Source organism: Streptomyces sp. JL2001 (genome assembly GCF_050917515.1).
Classification (GTDB): domain Bacteria; phylum Actinomycetota; class Actinomycetes; order Streptomycetales; family Streptomycetaceae; genus Streptomyces.
Genome location: NZ_CP169421.1, coordinates 2,519,032 through 2,534,195, shown reverse-complemented (window position 1 = coordinate 2,534,195; position 15,164 = coordinate 2,519,032). Strand labels below are relative to the sequence as shown.

General features: G+C 72.2%; 14 protein-coding genes and 1 pseudogene. 7 read left to right on the top strand and 8 right to left on the bottom strand.

The window, feature by feature from the left end; genetic code table 11:
* The first annotated feature begins 120 nt into the window (after positions 1 to 120).
* Positions 121 to 708 carry a hypothetical protein gene (locus ACE1OA_RS10965; RefSeq protein WP_386542469.1) on the top strand — a complete coding sequence of 196 codons (588 nt, stop codon included), beginning with the start codon at positions 121 to 123 and terminating at the stop codon, positions 706 to 708.
* Between the two features lie 78 nt (positions 709 to 786).
* Here ACE1OA_RS10965 and ACE1OA_RS10960 read toward each other — a convergent pair whose 3' ends face one another.
* Both ACE1OA_RS10960 and ACE1OA_RS10955 read right to left on the bottom strand, forming a co-directional pair.
* Positions 787 to 1,359 carry a cob(I)yrinic acid a,c-diamide adenosyltransferase gene (locus tag ACE1OA_RS10960; protein ID WP_356607723.1) on the bottom strand — a complete coding sequence of 191 codons (573 nt, stop codon included), beginning with the start codon at positions 1,357 to 1,359 and terminating at the stop codon, positions 787 to 789.
* Positions 1,360 to 1,372: 13 nt separating this feature from the next.
* Positions 1,373 to 1,573, bottom strand: a pseudogene (locus ACE1OA_RS10955) (ABC transporter permease); the annotation flags it as partial.
* Between the two features lie 381 nt (positions 1,574 to 1,954).
* On the opposite strand from ACE1OA_RS10955, the gene ACE1OA_RS10950 reads away from it, so the two are divergent.
* From ACE1OA_RS10950 to ACE1OA_RS10940, 3 genes are all read left to right on the top strand, one after another.
* On the top strand, positions 1,955 to 2,803 hold the full coding sequence (locus ACE1OA_RS10950) for a 3-hydroxyacyl-CoA dehydrogenase family protein (protein WP_384869453.1): 849 nt from the start codon (positions 1,955 to 1,957) through the stop codon (positions 2,801 to 2,803).
* A gap of 148 nt (positions 2,804 to 2,951) precedes the next feature.
* On the top strand, positions 2,952 to 3,275 hold the full coding sequence (locus ACE1OA_RS10945; protein ID WP_024761898.1) for an STAS domain-containing protein: 324 nt from the start codon (positions 2,952 to 2,954) through the stop codon (positions 3,273 to 3,275).
* A gap of 222 nt (positions 3,276 to 3,497) precedes the next feature.
* Positions 3,498 to 6,029, top strand: a complete 2,532-nt coding sequence (locus ACE1OA_RS10940) for an ATP-binding protein (RefSeq protein ID WP_432752699.1) — start codon at positions 3,498 to 3,500, stop codon at positions 6,027 to 6,029.
* Positions 6,030 to 6,114: 85 nt separating this feature from the next.
* On the opposite strand, the gene nucS is transcribed toward ACE1OA_RS10940, so the two are convergent.
* Positions 6,115 to 6,786 (bottom strand): endonuclease NucS, encoded by a 672-nt coding sequence (gene nucS, locus ACE1OA_RS10935; protein ID WP_187282896.1) that lies wholly within the window; start codon positions 6,784 to 6,786, stop codon positions 6,115 to 6,117.
* A gap of 229 nt (positions 6,787 to 7,015) precedes the next feature.
* Here nucS and ACE1OA_RS10930 point away from each other — a divergent pair, with 229 nt between their 5' ends.
* Positions 7,016 to 7,408 (top strand): SCO5389 family protein, encoded by a 393-nt coding sequence (locus ACE1OA_RS10930; RefSeq protein WP_017236120.1) that lies wholly within the window; start codon positions 7,016 to 7,018, stop codon positions 7,406 to 7,408.
* A 111-nt stretch (positions 7,409 to 7,519) separates the two neighbouring features.
* Here ACE1OA_RS10930 and ACE1OA_RS10925 read toward each other — a convergent pair whose 3' ends face one another.
* Positions 7,520 to 8,554, bottom strand: coding sequence for an LLM class flavin-dependent oxidoreductase (locus tag ACE1OA_RS10925; RefSeq protein ID WP_356607710.1), 1,035 nt, complete (start codon positions 8,552 to 8,554; stop codon positions 7,520 to 7,522).
* 210 nt (positions 8,555 to 8,764) lie between these two features.
* Here ACE1OA_RS10925 and ACE1OA_RS10920 point away from each other — a divergent pair, with 210 nt between their 5' ends.
* Entirely contained in the window at positions 8,765 to 9,091 is a 327-nt protein-coding gene (locus tag ACE1OA_RS10920) for an ATP/GTP-binding protein (RefSeq protein WP_147981257.1), read from the top strand.
* 19 nt (positions 9,092 to 9,110) lie between these two features.
* Here ACE1OA_RS10920 and ACE1OA_RS10915 read toward each other — a convergent pair whose 3' ends face one another.
* The 3 genes from ACE1OA_RS10915 to ACE1OA_RS10905 form a co-directional block, all read right to left on the bottom strand.
* Entirely contained in the window at positions 9,111 to 9,920 is an 810-nt protein-coding gene (locus tag ACE1OA_RS10915) for an ABC transporter permease subunit (protein ID WP_356607708.1), read from the bottom strand.
* A complete protein-coding gene (locus tag ACE1OA_RS10910) occupies positions 9,917 to 11,014 on the bottom strand; it encodes an ABC transporter ATP-binding protein (protein ID WP_356607706.1) in 1,098 nt (365 codons plus the stop codon). Before ACE1OA_RS10910 ends, ACE1OA_RS10915 begins: the two co-directional genes overlap by 4 nt.
* A 157-nt stretch (positions 11,015 to 11,171) precedes the next feature.
* Positions 11,172 to 12,050 carry a hypothetical protein gene (locus ACE1OA_RS10905; RefSeq protein ID WP_356607704.1) on the bottom strand — a complete coding sequence of 293 codons (879 nt, stop codon included), beginning with the start codon at positions 12,048 to 12,050 and terminating at the stop codon, positions 11,172 to 11,174.
* Between the two features lie 258 nt (positions 12,051 to 12,308).
* Between ACE1OA_RS10905 and ACE1OA_RS10900 the strand changes: the two genes are divergently transcribed.
* Positions 12,309 to 13,232, top strand: a complete 924-nt coding sequence (locus tag ACE1OA_RS10900) for a hypothetical protein (RefSeq protein ID WP_356607702.1) — start codon at positions 12,309 to 12,311, stop codon at positions 13,230 to 13,232.
* 1,152 nt (positions 13,233 to 14,384) lie between these two features.
* Here ACE1OA_RS10900 and ACE1OA_RS10895 read toward each other — a convergent pair.
* A complete protein-coding gene (locus ACE1OA_RS10895; RefSeq protein WP_356607699.1) occupies positions 14,385 to 15,164 on the bottom strand; it encodes an ABC transporter permease in 780 nt (259 codons plus the stop codon).

Sequence of the window (15,164 nt, the reverse complement as noted above, 5' to 3'; positions counted from 1 at the left end):
ACCTCGCCGTCCGGGCCGATCCCCGGCTCCGTCGAAGGATGTAGACGGACGTCGTCACCGGCGACGACGAGAAACGGCGCGGCGGACGGGACGCTGGAGGGGACCGAAGGGATGAGTGCCGTGATCGTCACGTTGATCGTGATCTGCGAAGTCGGGTTCTGGGTCCTGCTGGCCGCCGGACTCGCCGCCCGCTACCTGCTGAAGATGCCCCGGACGGGCCTCGCGCTGCTGCTCTGCGAGCCGCTGCTGGAGATCGTCCTGCTCGTCGTCACGGCGATCGACCTGAAGAACGGCGCCGAACCGAGCTGGCGCCACGGCCTCGCCGCCGTCTACATCGGCTACACGGTCGGACACGGTCACCGCACGGTGACGTGGCTGGACGGCCACGCGGCCCACCGCCTCGGCGGCCGGGAGCGGCCTGCCGGACCGCCGCGCTACGGGATGGCCCGCGCCCGCCACGAAGGCCGGGTCTGGCTGGGCTCGGTGGTGGCGGCGGCCGTCGCGAGCGGGCTGCTGCTGCTCGCCACCTGGTACGTGGGCGACGACGGCGACACCGCGTCGCTGACGGCCTGGATCGTGGTGGCCTGGCGGGCCGCCGGCATCCACGGCCTGATCGCCCTCACCTATCTGATCTGGCCGAAGAAGGAGCCCCGGGGCGGGGCGGGGACCGTGGGTGACGAGAAGCGGGTACCCGACCGGACGCCCTGAGCCCCGGACGCCCCCCGGGACGGGCCGGGACCGCCGGGACGACGGAGCCCCCGGCGGTCCCAGGACGCCCAACAGGTCCTAGCGCTCGCCGCCGGGGACCCAGAGCACGTCCCCGACCTCCTTGTTCGCCGTCCTGGCCAGGATGAACAGCAGATCGGACAGGCGGTTCAGGTACGTCGCGGTCAGGGCGTTCATCGTCTCGCCGTGCACCTCGATCGCCGCCCAGGTGGAGCGCTCGGCCCGGCGCACCACCGTGCACGCCTGGTGCAGCAGCGCCGCACCGGGCGTGCCGCCCGGCAGGATGAAGGAGCGGAGCTTGTCCAGCTCCTCCAGGAAGCGGTCGCAGTCCGCCTCCAGCTTGTCGACGTACGACTGCTCGACCCGCAGCGGCGGGTACTCAGGGTCCTCCACCACCGGGGTCGCGAGGTCCGCGCCCACGTCGAACAGGTCGTTCTGGACGCGGACGAGGACCTTCACGACCTCCTCGCCGAGCTGCCCCAGCGCGACGGCCGTGCCGATGACCGCGTTCGCCTCGTTGGCGTCGGCGTACGCCGAGATCCGCAGATCGGTCTTGGCGGTCCTGCTCATGTCGCCCAGCGCGGTGGTGCCCTTGTCGCCGGTGCGGGTGTAGATGCGCGTCAGATTGACCATGACCCCAGCGTAGTTACGCTCCGGCCCCGCGGAACGTCCGTGTGCCCACCGTCACGGCGACCGCGGCGAGAGCGACGGCGACCAGGACCCCGTAGAGCATGGCCGCCGTCGCGTAGTGGCCGACGTAGGCGTCCCGCACCGCGTCCACCAGGTAGCGGAACGGCATGAAGCGCGACAGCAGGTCGAGCCAGCCGGGAGCCAGGGTCATGGGCAGGCCGACGACCCGCTGCCCCTGCTCGTCGGCGGACAGCTGGCCTGGATCGAGAACACCGTCGTCGGCTACATCACCCGCGAGATGACGTCCGGTGGCAAGGCCACCACCGTCTCCCGCGAGGCCCTGGTCCTCCTCGACGAGATCGAGGACCTGCTGAGCGACCGCGTCCTCACGTACGCCGTACGTGCCTGAGGGGCGTCCCGCCGATCCCGCCGGGCGCCCCGCGTCCGCATCGGCGAGCGGCCCCCGGGACCTGTCGCGAGTGTGACGTCCGTCAAACGGGGCGTGACGCGCATTACTTCACGGTCACACGGCGGCTCACTCCCGCTAATCTCCGCCGAAGAGCCAGAGAAGTGAACAGGCGTTAAGGGGTGGAAGATCGTGGCCAGGAAGCTCGCCGTCATCGGGGCCGGACTCATGGGGTCCGGAATCGCGCAGGTCTCGGCCCAGGCGGGCTGGGACGTCGTCCTGCGTGACGTCACCGGCGCCGCCCTCACCCGTGGCACCGACGGCATCAAGGCGTCGTACGACCGGTTCGTCGCCAAGGGCAAGCTGGACGCCGCCGACGCCGAGGCCGCGCTCGGCCGCATCACCGCGACCACCGAGCTCGAAGCGGTGGCCGACGCCGACATCGTCGTCGAGGCCGTCTTCGAGAAGCTTGAGGTCAAGCACGAGATCTTCCGCTCCCTCGACAAGGTCGCCAAGGACGGCGCGGTCCTCGCCTCCAACACCTCGGCCATCCCGATCACCAAGATCGCCGCGGTGACGGAGCGCCCGGAGGCCGTCGTCGGCACCCACTTCTTCTCGCCGGTCCCGATGATGCAGCTCTGCGAGCTCGTCCGCGGGTACAAGACCAGCGACGAAACCCTCGCCGCCGCGCGGGCGTTCGCCGAGTCGGTCGGCAAGACCTGCATCGTCGTCAACCGCGACGTGGCCGGCTTCGTCACCACGCGGCTCATCTCCGCGCTCATCGTCGAGGCCGCCAAGCTCTACGAGTCGGGCGTCGCCACCGCCGAGGACATCGACATCGCCTGCAAGCTGGGCTTCGGCCACGCCATGGGCCCGCTCGCGACCGCCGACCTGACGGGCGTCGACATCCTGGTGAACGCCACGAGCAACATCTACACCGAGTGCCAGGACGAGAAGTTCGCCCCGCCGGAGCTGATGCGCCGGATGGTGGACGCGGGTGACATCGGTCGCAAGAGCGGGCAGGGCTTCTACAAGCACTGAATCGCTGCGAGTCGGAACTGAGTTCTGTTCGGTCGCTTCACCATCACCCCACGGGGTGAATTCGGTATCAGTTCGCTTACAAGGCGCAACGCTTCTGCTCGCACGGCAGTCAGTTGTTGCAAAGACGGAGCACTCCCGGGGAGCGCATATGCACATCAGGGGCGACCATGTCGAGCTGGTCGTCGGGGGCCGCCTCGACGTCCGTAGCGCGGCGGACGCCCGTACGGTCCTGCACTCGGCCGTCGACGACGGCGTCGGCGACCTGGTGCTCGACCTGACCGGTCTCGACTCCTGGGACGCGACCGGGCTCGGGGTCATCATGGGCGCGCACCGCCGTGCCGGCCGCTGCGGCCGGCGGCTGGTGCTGCGGGGCGTGCCGCCGCAGATGCAGCGGCTGCTGGTGGCGACCCGGCTGCACCGCATCCTCGCCATCGAGGGCGGCCTGGCGGCCGAGTCGCTGCCTCGGGTGTGAAGCGCCTGTGAGAATGAGGCGTCCCGCCTCAATCCTCACAAGACCGTGACGTCTGGGGCGGGGCGGTACCCCGCCTGTTCCCGGATGGCGGAAGACGGTCTAGGGTTCGGCTCGCCTGCCCATTGACGAACCCACCCGGCGGGCACCGGACCAGAAGCGACGGCGAGCGTGCAGATCGGCCGGGAGGGGCTTCGGCGCGCACCGCTTTTGGGGGCTTGGATCATGGACCCGATGAACCGGGGGCCGGAAGAGTTCGGCCACGACAACGAGGGTGACGACACCCGCGAGACCCGCGGCGGGCTGCTGCCCGAACGCGGACCTTCCGCACCCACCCGGGCGCGTACCACCCGGCTCGTCTCCGGCGACCTGCTGCTGACCGTCAACCCGGTCGACGGCAGCGAGATCGAGGCCTGCCCACCCGGCGAGCAGCCCGGGCCGTTCCGCCGCCGCACCGGCGAGGAGCGCGTCGAGGCGACCCGTGCCGCCGGCCCGCCCGTACTGCCGGGCCCCGCCGCGGTGCCGCTCCCGATGCTCGAACGGCAGGAGCAGCGCGACCAGCTGGTCCAGCTCCTGTCCCGGGGCCGCTCCGCGCGGCTGACCGGCCCCGCCGGCTCCGGCCGCACCACCCTCCTCGACAGCGTCGCGGCCGACTGCGCCGACCTCGCGCCCGACGGCGTCGTCCGGCTCTCCGGCCTGCACCGCACCCCCACCGAGCTGCTGTACGAGCTCCTCGCCGCGGTCGAGTACGCGCCGGACCAGCGCCCCGACCGCCCCACCCTGCTCGACCGGGTCGCCGGCATCGGCGCCGTCGTCGTCGTGGACGACCTGGAGTTCGGCGGCGCCACCCTCGACGAGCTGCTCACCGCGGCCCCCGAATGCGCGTTCCTGTTCGGTGCCACCCCCGACGTCGCCAGCCCCTCGCCCGCGGCGCACGTCGAGGAGGTCCCGCTCGCCGGTCTCGGCCGGGCCGCCGCCCTCGAACTCCTGGAGAGCTCCGTCGGCCGGTCCCTCACCGAGGACGAGGCCAACTGGGCGGGTGACCTCTGGTTCGAGTCCGAAGGGCTGCCGCTGCGCTTCGTCCAGGCGGGCGCGCTGCTCCGGCAGCGCGACCAACTGCGGGTCACGCCGGTCGAGTTCGACGCCTTCGGGGCGCTCGACGACGCCTTCGGACCGGCCGCCGGCACGAGCCGGGCCACCGACGAAGACGACGACGACCTGGACGACCTCGACGCCGTCATCGACGCCGACGAGGTCGAGCTGCGCGAGATACCGCTGCCCAGCCTCGGCGAGGGCGCGGCCCCCGCCGCCCTGCTCGCCTCCCGCCTCAGCCGCTCCGCGCAGGAGACCCTGAGGTTCGCCGTCGCCCTCGGCGGCGAGGTGCCGCACCAGGCCCACCTCCCCGCCCTCGTCGGCGACACCCACGCCGACGCCGCCCTCGGCGAGCTCATGGGCTGCGGACTGCTCTCCCCGGCCGGCACCCGCTACCGCCTCGCCGCGGGGGTCCAGACCCAGCTCCTCGCCCAGGGGTACGGCGAGGACACGGCCGACCGGGCCCACACCGTGGCCCAGCACTACACCTGGTGGGCCGGGCACCCCTCCGTCACGCCCACACGGGCCGCCGCCGAGTCGGACGCCCTCCTGGCGGCCCTGGGCGCGCTCGTCCCGGGCACCGACCCCGAGCACCCCGCCACCGCCGTCCTCCTCGCCCGCAGCGCGGCCCCCGCCTTCGCCGCCGGGCTGCACTGGGGCGCGTGGGAGCGGACGCTGCGCAGCGGCCAGGAGGCCGCCCGGCTCGCCGGCGAGGTCGCCGAAGAGGCTTACTTCCACCACGAGTTGGGCGTCCTGGCGCTCTGCTCCGGAAACCTGGAGCGAGCCCGCGCCGAACTGGAGGCCTCGGTCGGCATGCGCGGCGTCCTGGCGGACAAGCGCGGCACCGTCGCCGGCCGCCGGGCGCTCGCCCTGGTCGCGGACCGCACCGCGGGACCGGGCCACGGGGAGGAGGAGACGACCGCCACCCGGCGCGAGGGACCCGTGTCCCCGCCCCGCGGCATCCCCGCGGCCCTGCCCGCCGGCCCGGCCAAGGCCGTCACGAAGCCGGTCCCGGCCTTCCCCGGCTTCGGGGACCAGGGTCCGACCGTGCTCACCCACGCCGCCGTCACCGACGGCGACGAGAAGCGCCGGTCCGGCGGTCGCTGGGGCGTGATCGCCGGCGCCCGCCGCAACGTCGTCGCCGTCAGCACCGGCGCTCTCCTCGCCGCCGTGCTCGGCACCGTGGTCATCATCGGCGCCACCTCCGGCAGCACCGACGACCCCGGCACCGGCCGGGTCACCTCCGACAGCACGGCCGACGAGGGCGACGACGGTCTGGACGTGGACGTGCCGGCGGACGACAGCCCGGCGGACGGCCCGTCGGAGTCCCCCTCGCCCGGCGCCTCCGGATCCGCCTCGCCCGGCGCGAGCGGCACGGCGGCGACCCCGTCGTCCCCGGCCGGCTCCACGAGCCCCGGCGGCCCGACCAAGGGAGCGCCCAGCACGGCGCCGACCAGCCCGCGTCCGACGACGACGCCGACGACCCGGCCCCCGACGACCCGGCCCCCGACCACCCCGCCGACGACTCCTCCGACGACCCCGCCGACCACGCAGCCGACGCCGACCGACACGGCGACTACCACCGAGAACCCGAGCAACTCGGCCTCGGCCACGCTCAGCAGCGGTCCGCCCGTCTCCACCGCCCCCGAGGGCACCCCGGCCTGACGGCCCCCGTACGACGACGGCCCCGGACGCGTGCAACGCGTCCGGGGCCGTCGTCGTGGAGCCGGGAAGATCGCCCGGCAAGGACCTAGAACAGCCGCAGCTTGTCGTCCTCGATGCCGCGCATCGCGTCGTAGTCGAGCACCACGCAGTCGATGCCGCGGTCGGTCGCGAGCACCCGGGCCTGGGGCTTGATCTCCTGCGCCGCGAAGACGCCCTTCACCGGCGCGAGGTGGGGATCGCGGTTCAGCAGCTCCAGGTACCGGGTCAGCTGCTCCACGCCGTCGATCTCGCCGCGGCGCTTGATCTCCACCGCGACCGTCCCGCCGTCGGCGTCACGGCACAGGATGTCCACCGGTCCGATCGCCGTGGGGTACTCGCGGCGGATCAGGGTGTGGCCCTCGCCGAGTGTCTCGATGCGGTCGGCGAGCAGCTCCTGGAGGTGCGCTTCCACGCCGTCCTTGATGAGGCCCGGGTCCACGCCCAGTTCGTGCGAGGAGTCGTGGAGGATCTCCTCCATCGTGATGATCAGTTTCTCGCCCGCTTTGTTCACCACGGTCCAGATGCCGGCCTCGCCGTCGACGCCCTCCTTCAGCGTGCACGGCGGGGACATCCAGTTGAGCGGTTTGTACGCCCGGTCGTCCGCGTGGATGGAGACGCTTCCGTCTGCCTTGACCAGGATCAGACGGGGAGCGGAGGGCAGGTGGGCCGTGAGCCGGCCCGCGTAGTCCACGGAGCAGCGGGCGATGACGAGACGCATGGTCGGCAACGCTACAAGACGCACGCTCTTCCGCGCGATTCGGCTGTTAACACCCGTCCCGCGCCCGTCGGTTATTGGCCGGTTGTGTTCCCAATCTCCTGGTGTGCTTCGGACCGCGCGCTTAACGTGGAAGCAGGAGGTCGCCGTCCGTGCACGCAGCGTGTCGTACGGGGGGTCCTTCATCCCTGCCCGTAAGACCCCGCCCGTCGGGGTCGCGAGAGGAGAACCCATGTCGCTCGACGTCTCACCGGCGCTGTTGGAACAGGCCGAGCGAGGCGAGGTCGACGAAGCCGACTTCGTCGACTGCGTCCGGACCTCCCTGCCCTACGCATGGGAGATGATCAGTTCTCTGGTGGCCCAGCTGAAGGTCGACGGTGGAGAGTTCGCCGACAACCAGACGCCGCCGCCGAACGAGCAGGCACGTGGTCAGCTGTTGCGTGCACTGGCGAGCGACGCGATCCGTGGTGCGCTGCAGCGGCACTTCGGGGTGCGTCTTGCCTTCCAGAACTGCCACCGTGTGGCGGTGTTCCCGCTGGACCCGGCGGTTGACGAGCGGCTGGCCCGCTTCACCTCCGTGCGGGGCCAGCTGCTCAACCAGTCGCCGGAACTCCGCGACTGCTGAGGCACGGTGCTGCCGCTCCGCATCGCGGGAGACACGAACGATGCGAGAGACACCGGAGCGGCAGCATCCCCCGGTGCCCGACACCCTCGGACTTCCATGACTCCCTTCGCCTCAGACGAGCAGGGGCAGCACCTCGGCACCCAGCCGCCGGACGTTCTCCTCGGTGGCGGCGAGGTCGCCCGAGCCCTCGGCGAGCAGCGCGAAGCGCGTGATGCCCGTACGCTCCGACGTCGCCGCGAGCCGGTCCGCGGCGCGTCGCGGCGTGCCCACGGGGTGCAGTCCGCACAGCAGTTCCGTGTAGGCCACCGGATCGCGCATCGACCGGTGCCGGCCGTCGACGGTCACATGGGCGTCGAGCCCCTGCTTCAGCCAGCCGGGCATCGCCTTCACCAGCGCCTCGGCGGCGTCCGCGCCGCGGTCCGCGAGCTGGGCGACGCCCGCCGAGACGTGCCCGGCGCCGATCCGCGCGATCTCGTCCGGGTCGCGCCCGGCCTCACGCGCGCAGCGCCGCCACGCGGCGACCATGTCGGCCTTCTCCTCGTCGCCGCAGTGCATCCCGAGCAGCATCGGCAGCCCGCGTTCGGCGGCGAGCCGGACGCTCCTCAGGGAGGTGCAGGCGACGACCACCTCGGGTGCCGCGTCCCCGCCGATCAGCTCGTCCGGACGGGGCACCACGGCCACCTCGCGGAAGGAGAACCGCTCGCCGTCCGCACCCACCCGGGGTTCGCTCAGCCAGCGCAGCAGCAGGTCGAGCGACTCGGGGAAGCCCTGGTCGTACGCCTCCAGGCCCGCACCGAAGACCTCCAGGTCGACCCACGGACCTCCGCGGCCCACCCCGAGGGTGAACCGTCCTCCGGAGGTGAGGTGCAGCAGGGCGGCCTGCTCGCCGAGCGCGACCGGATGGACGCTCGGCAGGACGCTCACCGCCGTGCCCACCCGGACCCGGCGCGTGCGGCCCAGCAGCAGCGCCGCCAGGGTCACGGCCGACGGGCAGACGCCGTACGGAACGAAATGGTGCTCGGCCAGCCAGACCGAGTCGAGTCCCGCCTCCTCGGCGACCTCGGCGGTCCGCACCGCACGGTGCAGTGCCTCCCCCTGGCCCTGCCCCGGGAACTGGGCGGCCAGAACAAACGTACCCACGCGCATCGCCTTCTGCCTCCTTGCGGCCGACGCGTTTCTCCCCCTCCACACCGGCAACAACGTCTGACACGTGCCAAAGGCAACGGCTCTTCATGAAGTTCTTGCGATTTTCCGCTAACCCGCTCCTGAGGGCGGGCGGGGCACCGCGTCGCGGCCCGTAGGCTGGACGGAACCGTCTGTGCTCCCCGCGTTCCCCGACCCCGTGAGGTGAAGAGAGTGTCGCCGCGTCGCAACCGCCCCCAGGGCGGCGAGAAGCCCGATCCCCAGGGTGATGCGGGCGACCGGTACGGGGGTTCGCAGCGCACGGAGTCCTGGCAGGGCGAGGAGTGGTGCGTCCGGCACGTGGCCGGTGCGAGCGCGCCCGGCAAGCGCTACCGCTGCCCCGGCTGCGACCAGGAGATCCCCGGGGGAGCCCCGCACGTGGTGGCCTGGCCCGAGTACGGGGGAGTGGAGGACCGGCGGCACTGGCACAAGGCCTGCTGGAACGCGAAGGACCGCCGCACCTCGCGGGTGCAGCGGTCCCGTAACGCGCCGCGCTACTGACGAGCGGACCGGGCCGGCGTCAGACGTCCCGGCTGTTCAGCAGGGCGTACGCGCCGCCCATCGCCGCGGCCGTGACGGCCGCCAGCACCAGGACCGGCTCCCAGCCGGCCGGACCCTCGCCGTTGAAGGCGGGGGTCTCGCTGTAGAGCGCGATCATCTGCGAGGGGATCGCGTACATCAGGAGCGCCTCCTGCACCGACTTCAGCGACTCCGAGAACATGAACATGGCGGCCACCAGCGGCAGCAGCAGCACGCCGATCATCACGGTGATCGCACCGGCCGAGTGCCGGATGATCGACCCGAGCGCCAGCGAGAGCAGACCGAGCAGCGCCAGGTAGAGGCCGGCGCCCACGGTCGCCCGCAGCCACTCCGCGCCCGTCGGCTCGGCGGCGCTGACCATCGCGACCTGGATCGCGCCGGTGAGCGCCGCGACGACCGTGGTCAGGGTGAAGACGAGCAGGAAGAAGACGATCGCCTTGGCGGTCAGCACCCGGGCCCGGCTCGGGCACGCGGTCAGCGTCGTACGGATCATGCCGGTGCCGTACTCGGAGGCGATGGTCAGCACGCCGAGGGTGATCACGCAGATCGAGCCCGGCAGCATGCCGAAGAAGCCGAGGCCGAGCGCGGACTCGTTCTGGGTCTCGGGGGCGTTGGCGGCCACCAGCGCGGCGACGCCGAGCCCGATGCCGAGCATCAGCAGCACCATGACGCCGAGCGTCCACATCGTCGAGCGCACCGAGCGGATCTTGGTCCACTCCGAGGCGAGCGCGTCACCGAGGTGCGCCTTGCGGACCGGGATGGGGGACACGTAGGAGTAGGGGGTCGTCATCGGGGGTCCTCGGGCTTCGGGGCGGGCTCGCTCTGCGTCGCGTACGGGTTCTGTCCGGGCGGCGGCGGGGCGTACCAGCCCTGCTGCGGCACCTCGGGCATCACGTACCCCGGCTGCTGCTGCGGGGCGTGCGGGAACTGCTGCGGCTGGGGCTGCTGGAGGTGCGCCAGCTGGTCCTCGGTGGAGCGGTAGTCCACGGCGCCCTGCGTCATCCGCATGTACGCCTCCTCCAGCGACGCCTGGTGCGGCGACAGCTCCCAGAGCCGCACGTCCGCCTCGTGCGCCACGTCGCTGATCCGCGGCAGGGCGAGCCCGGTCACCCGCAGCGCCCCGTCCGGCTCGGACATCACCTGCCCGCCGGCCTCGGTGAGGGCGGTGGTCAGCTTCTCCCGCTGCTGCGGCTCGGTCTGCGGCGTCCGGACACGCGCGAAGTCGGCCGAGTTCGCCGAGATGAAGTCCGTGACGCTCATGTCCGCGAGCAGCTGGCCCCGCCCGATCACGATCAGGTGGTCGGCGGTCAGCGCCATCTCGCTCATGAGGTGACTGGACACGAAGACCGTCCGGCCCTCGGAGGCCAGCTTCTTCATCAGGTTGCGCACCCAGAGGATGCCCTCGGGGTCGAGGCCGTTGACCGGCTCGTCGAAGAGCAGCACCTGCGGGTCGCCGAGGAGCGCCGCCGCGATGCCCAGGCGCTGCCCCATGCCGAGCGAGAAGCCCTTGGAGCGGCGCTTGGCGACCTCCTGGAGGCCCACGACCCCGAGCACCTCGTCGACCCGCTGCGCCGGGATGCCGGCGAGCTGGGCGAGCGAGAGCAGGTGACTGCGCGCGCTGCGCCCGCCGTGCACGGCCTTGGCGTCGAGCAGCGCGCCGACCTGGCGGGGCGCGTTCGGCAGCTGCCGGAAGGGGTGCCCGCCGATCGTGACGTGGCCGGAAGTCGGCCGGTCGAGGCCGAGGATCATGCGCATCGTCGTCGACTTGCCGGAGCCGTTGGGTCCGAGGAAGCCGGTGACGGTCCCCGGCCGTACTTGGAAGGAAAGGTTGTACACGGCCGTCTTGGCGCCGTAGCGCTTCGTCAGGCCGACTGCCTCGATCATTCTCCAGCCCCATCGACAGGTCAGGTCGTCGTCGGGGCCGTGGCCATCGGCCGGAGCCCCCCGTATGAGCTAGGAGCTTATCGAGCCGTTGACGGTTCCGGCCAAGGCGGAGGAATGGCCGGACGCCCCGGGGGGCGCCCGGGACGGCCGGACCGGCTCAGCCGGTCCCGGTCCCGGACGGCAGGGAGCCCGGCAGCGGCGGCAGGTCGTCGTACCGGCGCAGGGTGTCCGACTCGTCGAGGTACGGCACGAAGTCGTCCGGCGGCAGCACCCACCCCTCCTCGCCGAAGAGGGTCGTGCCACGGGCCCGCGTCCCGGTGTCCCCGCCCGCCCGCTCCACCCACGCCTCGGGGTCCGGGCCCAGCAGCTCGTGGAGGCGGGGGGAGCGGCCGAGCAGCCCGGACAGGATCGTCGCCTGGTCGCCGCCGCCCGGCAGGGGCCGCCCGCCGGCGGGGGCGAGCGTGCCGTGCGCGCTGAAGTAGATGTAGGCGCCGCCCAGACGCTCCCCGGACGGCATCGTCATCGCGAACTCCTCGCCGGGCAGGATCGCGCGCCGGTAGTCGGGGAACTCGGTGTCGTCGACCGCCTTGAGCTGGCGCCCGTCGAGCCAGGTGACCACCAGGGTGGTGGTGGTCCCCGGGGCGACGACCGGTGTGGCCGCCACGTATCCCGCGGGACTGATGTGGCCGGAACAGCCGACGCCGATCCCCTCGACGCGCACCGGGACCATCGGGACGAACACGGGCAGGCCCAGCCGGAGCAGCTTGTGCCGCACCTGGCCCGGCGAGGCGTTGGAGCCCACCGCGATGACCGGATGGCGGCGGCCGACCGGGGTCTGGCCGTGCGCCACGAGGACGTCGTCGAGAGTGCCGCCCTGCTCGGACCGCCAGGCGCCCAGCCGGGCGGGGCGTACGTCCAGGGGCAGCAGCTCGTCCTGGGCGAGCAGGGAGGGCTGGGTCGCGGGGCGTCCGGGATAGACGAGGGGACGCTCGGCGGCGACATCGTCCAGGCCGAGGGCTGCCAGGCTGCGGTTCATCGGATGGGCCCTTCGGGGTCGTGCGGTCGACGGGCTGTGCAGGGTGCGCCGGACCGTTCCGGGAGAGCGTACGGGACGGCCGACCCGGCGTATACCGGACACACCTCCGCTCGGGCAGAATGCGACCAGCGGTATCAATTCACTTGGGGGGAAGTGGAGTTGCGGTTCACGCGAAACTGGAGACGGCGTACCCGTCCGCATCCGAGACGTCGTACGTCCGTGCGGTGGTGGATCGCCGGGCGCGCGGTTCACGTCCTGATGGCCATGACCCTCGGCGCCCTGATGGCGCTCTCGACGGTCATCGCGGTCGTCTGGACCCTCACCGAGTCGTCGCCGGTCCCGCTGGCCGACCGGTTCGGCGACGTCGAGAAGGTGGTCAGCACCTCGCTGGAGGCGCTGCGCGCCTGCGTCGGGACGGACAACCTCAGCCCGCAAGACGGGAACCTGACCCACCAGGTGCTGGCCTCGGTCGCCTCGGTGACCGGCGCGCTCGCCCCGGCCGTGGTGCTCGGCGTCGTCATGATCAAGCTCTTCGCGCTGCGGCCGTTCGTCTGGCGCCGGAGGGCCAGCATCTCCCACGCGTGGGCCGCCGACTTCCCCGGCTACTCGCGGGAGCACGCGGCCAGCGACGACGCCATCATCGCCGTCCGCTTCTACAACTACCTGGACAACCTCACCGTGGTCGACCTGCGCGCCCGCGCCCATCTGCGCTACCTGGAGCGGTCGCCGCACGACGGCAGCCTGGTCATCTACAAGAAGTGGCTCAAGGTCCTCGACGAGAAGGGCGAGCCGGCCGACGAACGGTCCTGGCTCGCGGTCGAACGGGGCGCGCCGTTCACCGTGTGGATCCCGCTGGACGCGCCCGCGGACGCCCTGCCCTTCCGGCACATCCAGGGCAAGGACCTGAGCGACTCGGTCGGGGTGAAGCTCCTCGTCCGGCTGACCGCGCGGACGGTCGGCCTCGGCACGGAGGTCGTCGACGAGCGGTGGTTCGACCTGGACGGCGACGACTTCGAGCGCGGCCGCTTCACTCCGCTCCACGCGGACCCGGCCGTCGACGTGTGGGACTGGCGCGGATGGGACGGCTTCGACGAGGTCCTCGCCGACGAGGGCACGCCCCCCGACGTCCTGCCTGGGTCCGACGCGGTGCCGGTGCCGCGCGATCCGTCCGCGGCGGGATGAGGGCGGCGGGGGGAGGGGGAGGGGGTCCCGGGGGAGGGGGTTCCGGGGGAGGGGGCTTGGGGGGTGCGGGTTTTGGGGTCCTGGGGTCGATGGGCTCCGATTGTTCTGGTGGTTGGCCGCCCTCTCTCCGAGTGTGGCAGCCGGGTCCGTGCCCTCAAGGGCGCTCCTCGTTCCTCGTCGCGTCGCTGCGCGATGGCCTGGCGGCCACCCTTGACCGCCCGGTCCCGGCTGCCTTTTCACACTCGGAGGGCGGCCCGGGGAGGGGCATCCGCTCCGGGGCCCGGTGGGGCCCGGGTGCCGTCGGCGGCCGTCGGCCTTGGGGTGGCTTCCCGCATCCATTGAATGGGGCGGCTGAGCAGGGCTTAGCGGATGGCACTCGATTCCTGGCTGGGATTCATGCCCCGCTGGTCATTCCCGGTGGTGGGTGAATCCGAATCCGGAGCCGTCATCGCCAGTTCGGGCCGGGGGGTACCGGTCGCGCGGGGCGGCGGGCCGTACGGATCCCATCCGCCCCACCAGCCCCCTCGCCGACCCGGGATCGACCGTGCAATGACGCTACGGCGTACATTAAGCCGCCCGAGAGTCCGATATGCCTGTGAAGTCCCTTATCCCGTCCGGGTTACCGCAGGTAATGTACGCGCTAGCGTCATTCGGGAGTCTTACTCGCCGGCGAGGGTCGACACCGGACTCGATGGCTGCCGGCTTGAGGCGTCGACTTCTCCAAGGGCTCTCGGATCCGGCTTCACCCCCACCGGAGAGTGACCAGCGGGGCATGAATCCCAGCCAGGAATCGAGCAGCACCCGCTAAGCCATGCCCGACCGCCCCATTCAATGGGTGCGAGAAGCCACCCCGAAAGCCGATGGCCGCCGACGGCGCCCGGGGCCCACCGGGCCCCGGAGCGGATGCCCCTTCCCCGGGCCGCCCTCCGAGTGTGAAAAGGCGGGTGGAGGCGACGGGTCAAGGGTGGCCGAAGGTCATCGCGCAGCGACGCGACGAGGAACGAGGAGCGCCCTTGAAGCGGCGCCGTAACCCGCCACACTCGGAGAGAGGGCGGCCAACCACCAGAAGCCACCCAAGACCGGCCCACCCCAAGACCCGCACCCCACGAGCCCTCCGCTGCCAGGCGCCCCCGCTACCAGCCCCCCGTCCCCTCAGGCGTCCCGCTTCTTCAGGACGAGGTAGCCGCCGAGCAGCGCCGCGGCCACCCAGATCAGCATGATGCCCAGTCCGCCCCAGGGGCCGTACGGGGCCTCCTCGGAGTTCATCGCGTCCGGCACGACCTGCATGATCTTCGAGCCGGCCTGGTCCGGGAAGTAGAGCGCGACCTCCTTGGCCTTCGGGACCGCGGAGAGGATCTGCGAGACGAGGAAGAAGAACGGCACCAGGATGCCGAGCGACAGCATCGAGGAGCGCAGCATCGCCGCCACGCCCATCGAGAACAGTGCGATCAGCCCCATGTAGAGGCCGCCGCCCACCACCGCCCGCAGCACGTTGTCCGCGCCGATGGTGGTGCGGTGCTCGCCGAGCAGCGCCTGGCCCAGGAAGAAGGAGAGGAAGCTGGTGGCCATGCCGACCAGCAGGGCCAGCGCGCCGGCCACCGCGATCTTGCTGAAGAGGAAGGTCGCGCGCTGCGGGACGGCCGCCAGCGAGGTGCGGATCATCCCCGAGGAGTACTCGGTGCCGACCACCAGCACACCGAAGACGACCATCGCCAGCTGACCGAGCACCAGTCCGGAGAAGCTGACGAAGGTCGGGTCGAAGGTGGCCTGCTCGGCCTCCGAGAGGTCGTCGAAGGTGGACGCCAGCAGGGCGCACAGCGCCGCGCTCATCGCCACGGTCACCAGCAGCGCGCTGGCCAGCGTCCAGATCGTCGAAGAGACCGTACGGATCTTGGTCCACTCCGACTGGAGGACCGCGGATACCGCTGCCAT

What these genes read in the sequence shown, in the direction of transcription:
- ACE1OA_RS10925 (WP_356607710.1), bottom strand. Translation starts at nt 8,554, where the DNA reads ATGCGCGTGGGTACGTTTGTTCTGGCCGCCCAGTTCCCGGGGCAGGGC.
- ACE1OA_RS10940 (WP_432752699.1), top strand. Translation starts at nt 3,498, where the DNA reads ATGGACCCGATGAACCGGGGGCCGGAAGAGTTCGGCCACGACAACGAG.
- nucS (WP_187282896.1), bottom strand. Translation starts at nt 6,786, where the DNA reads ATGCGTCTCGTCATCGCCCGCTGCTCCGTGGACTACGCGGGCCGGCTC.
- ACE1OA_RS10930 (WP_017236120.1), top strand. Translation starts at nt 7,016, where the DNA reads ATGTCGCTCGACGTCTCACCGGCGCTGTTGGAACAGGCCGAGCGAGGC.
- ACE1OA_RS10915 (WP_356607708.1), bottom strand. Translation starts at nt 9,920, where the DNA reads ATGACGACCCCCTACTCCTACGTGTCCCCCATCCCGGTCCGCAAGGCG.
- ACE1OA_RS10910 (WP_356607706.1), bottom strand. Translation starts at nt 11,014, where the DNA reads ATGATCGAGGCAGTCGGCCTGACGAAGCGCTACGGCGCCAAGACGGCC.
- ACE1OA_RS10945 (WP_024761898.1), top strand. Translation starts at nt 2,952, where the DNA reads ATGCACATCAGGGGCGACCATGTCGAGCTGGTCGTCGGGGGCCGCCTC.
- ACE1OA_RS10900 (WP_356607702.1), top strand. Translation starts at nt 12,309, where the DNA reads ATGGCCATGACCCTCGGCGCCCTGATGGCGCTCTCGACGGTCATCGCG.
- ACE1OA_RS10895 (WP_356607699.1), bottom strand. Translation starts at nt 15,164, where the DNA reads ATGGCAGCGGTATCCGCGGTCCTCCAGTCGGAGTGGACCAAGATCCGT.
- ACE1OA_RS10905 (WP_356607704.1), bottom strand. Translation starts at nt 12,050, where the DNA reads ATGAACCGCAGCCTGGCAGCCCTCGGCCTGGACGATGTCGCCGCCGAG.
- ACE1OA_RS10960 (WP_356607723.1), bottom strand. Translation starts at nt 1,359, where the DNA reads ATGGTCAATCTGACGCGCATCTACACCCGCACCGGCGACAAGGGCACC.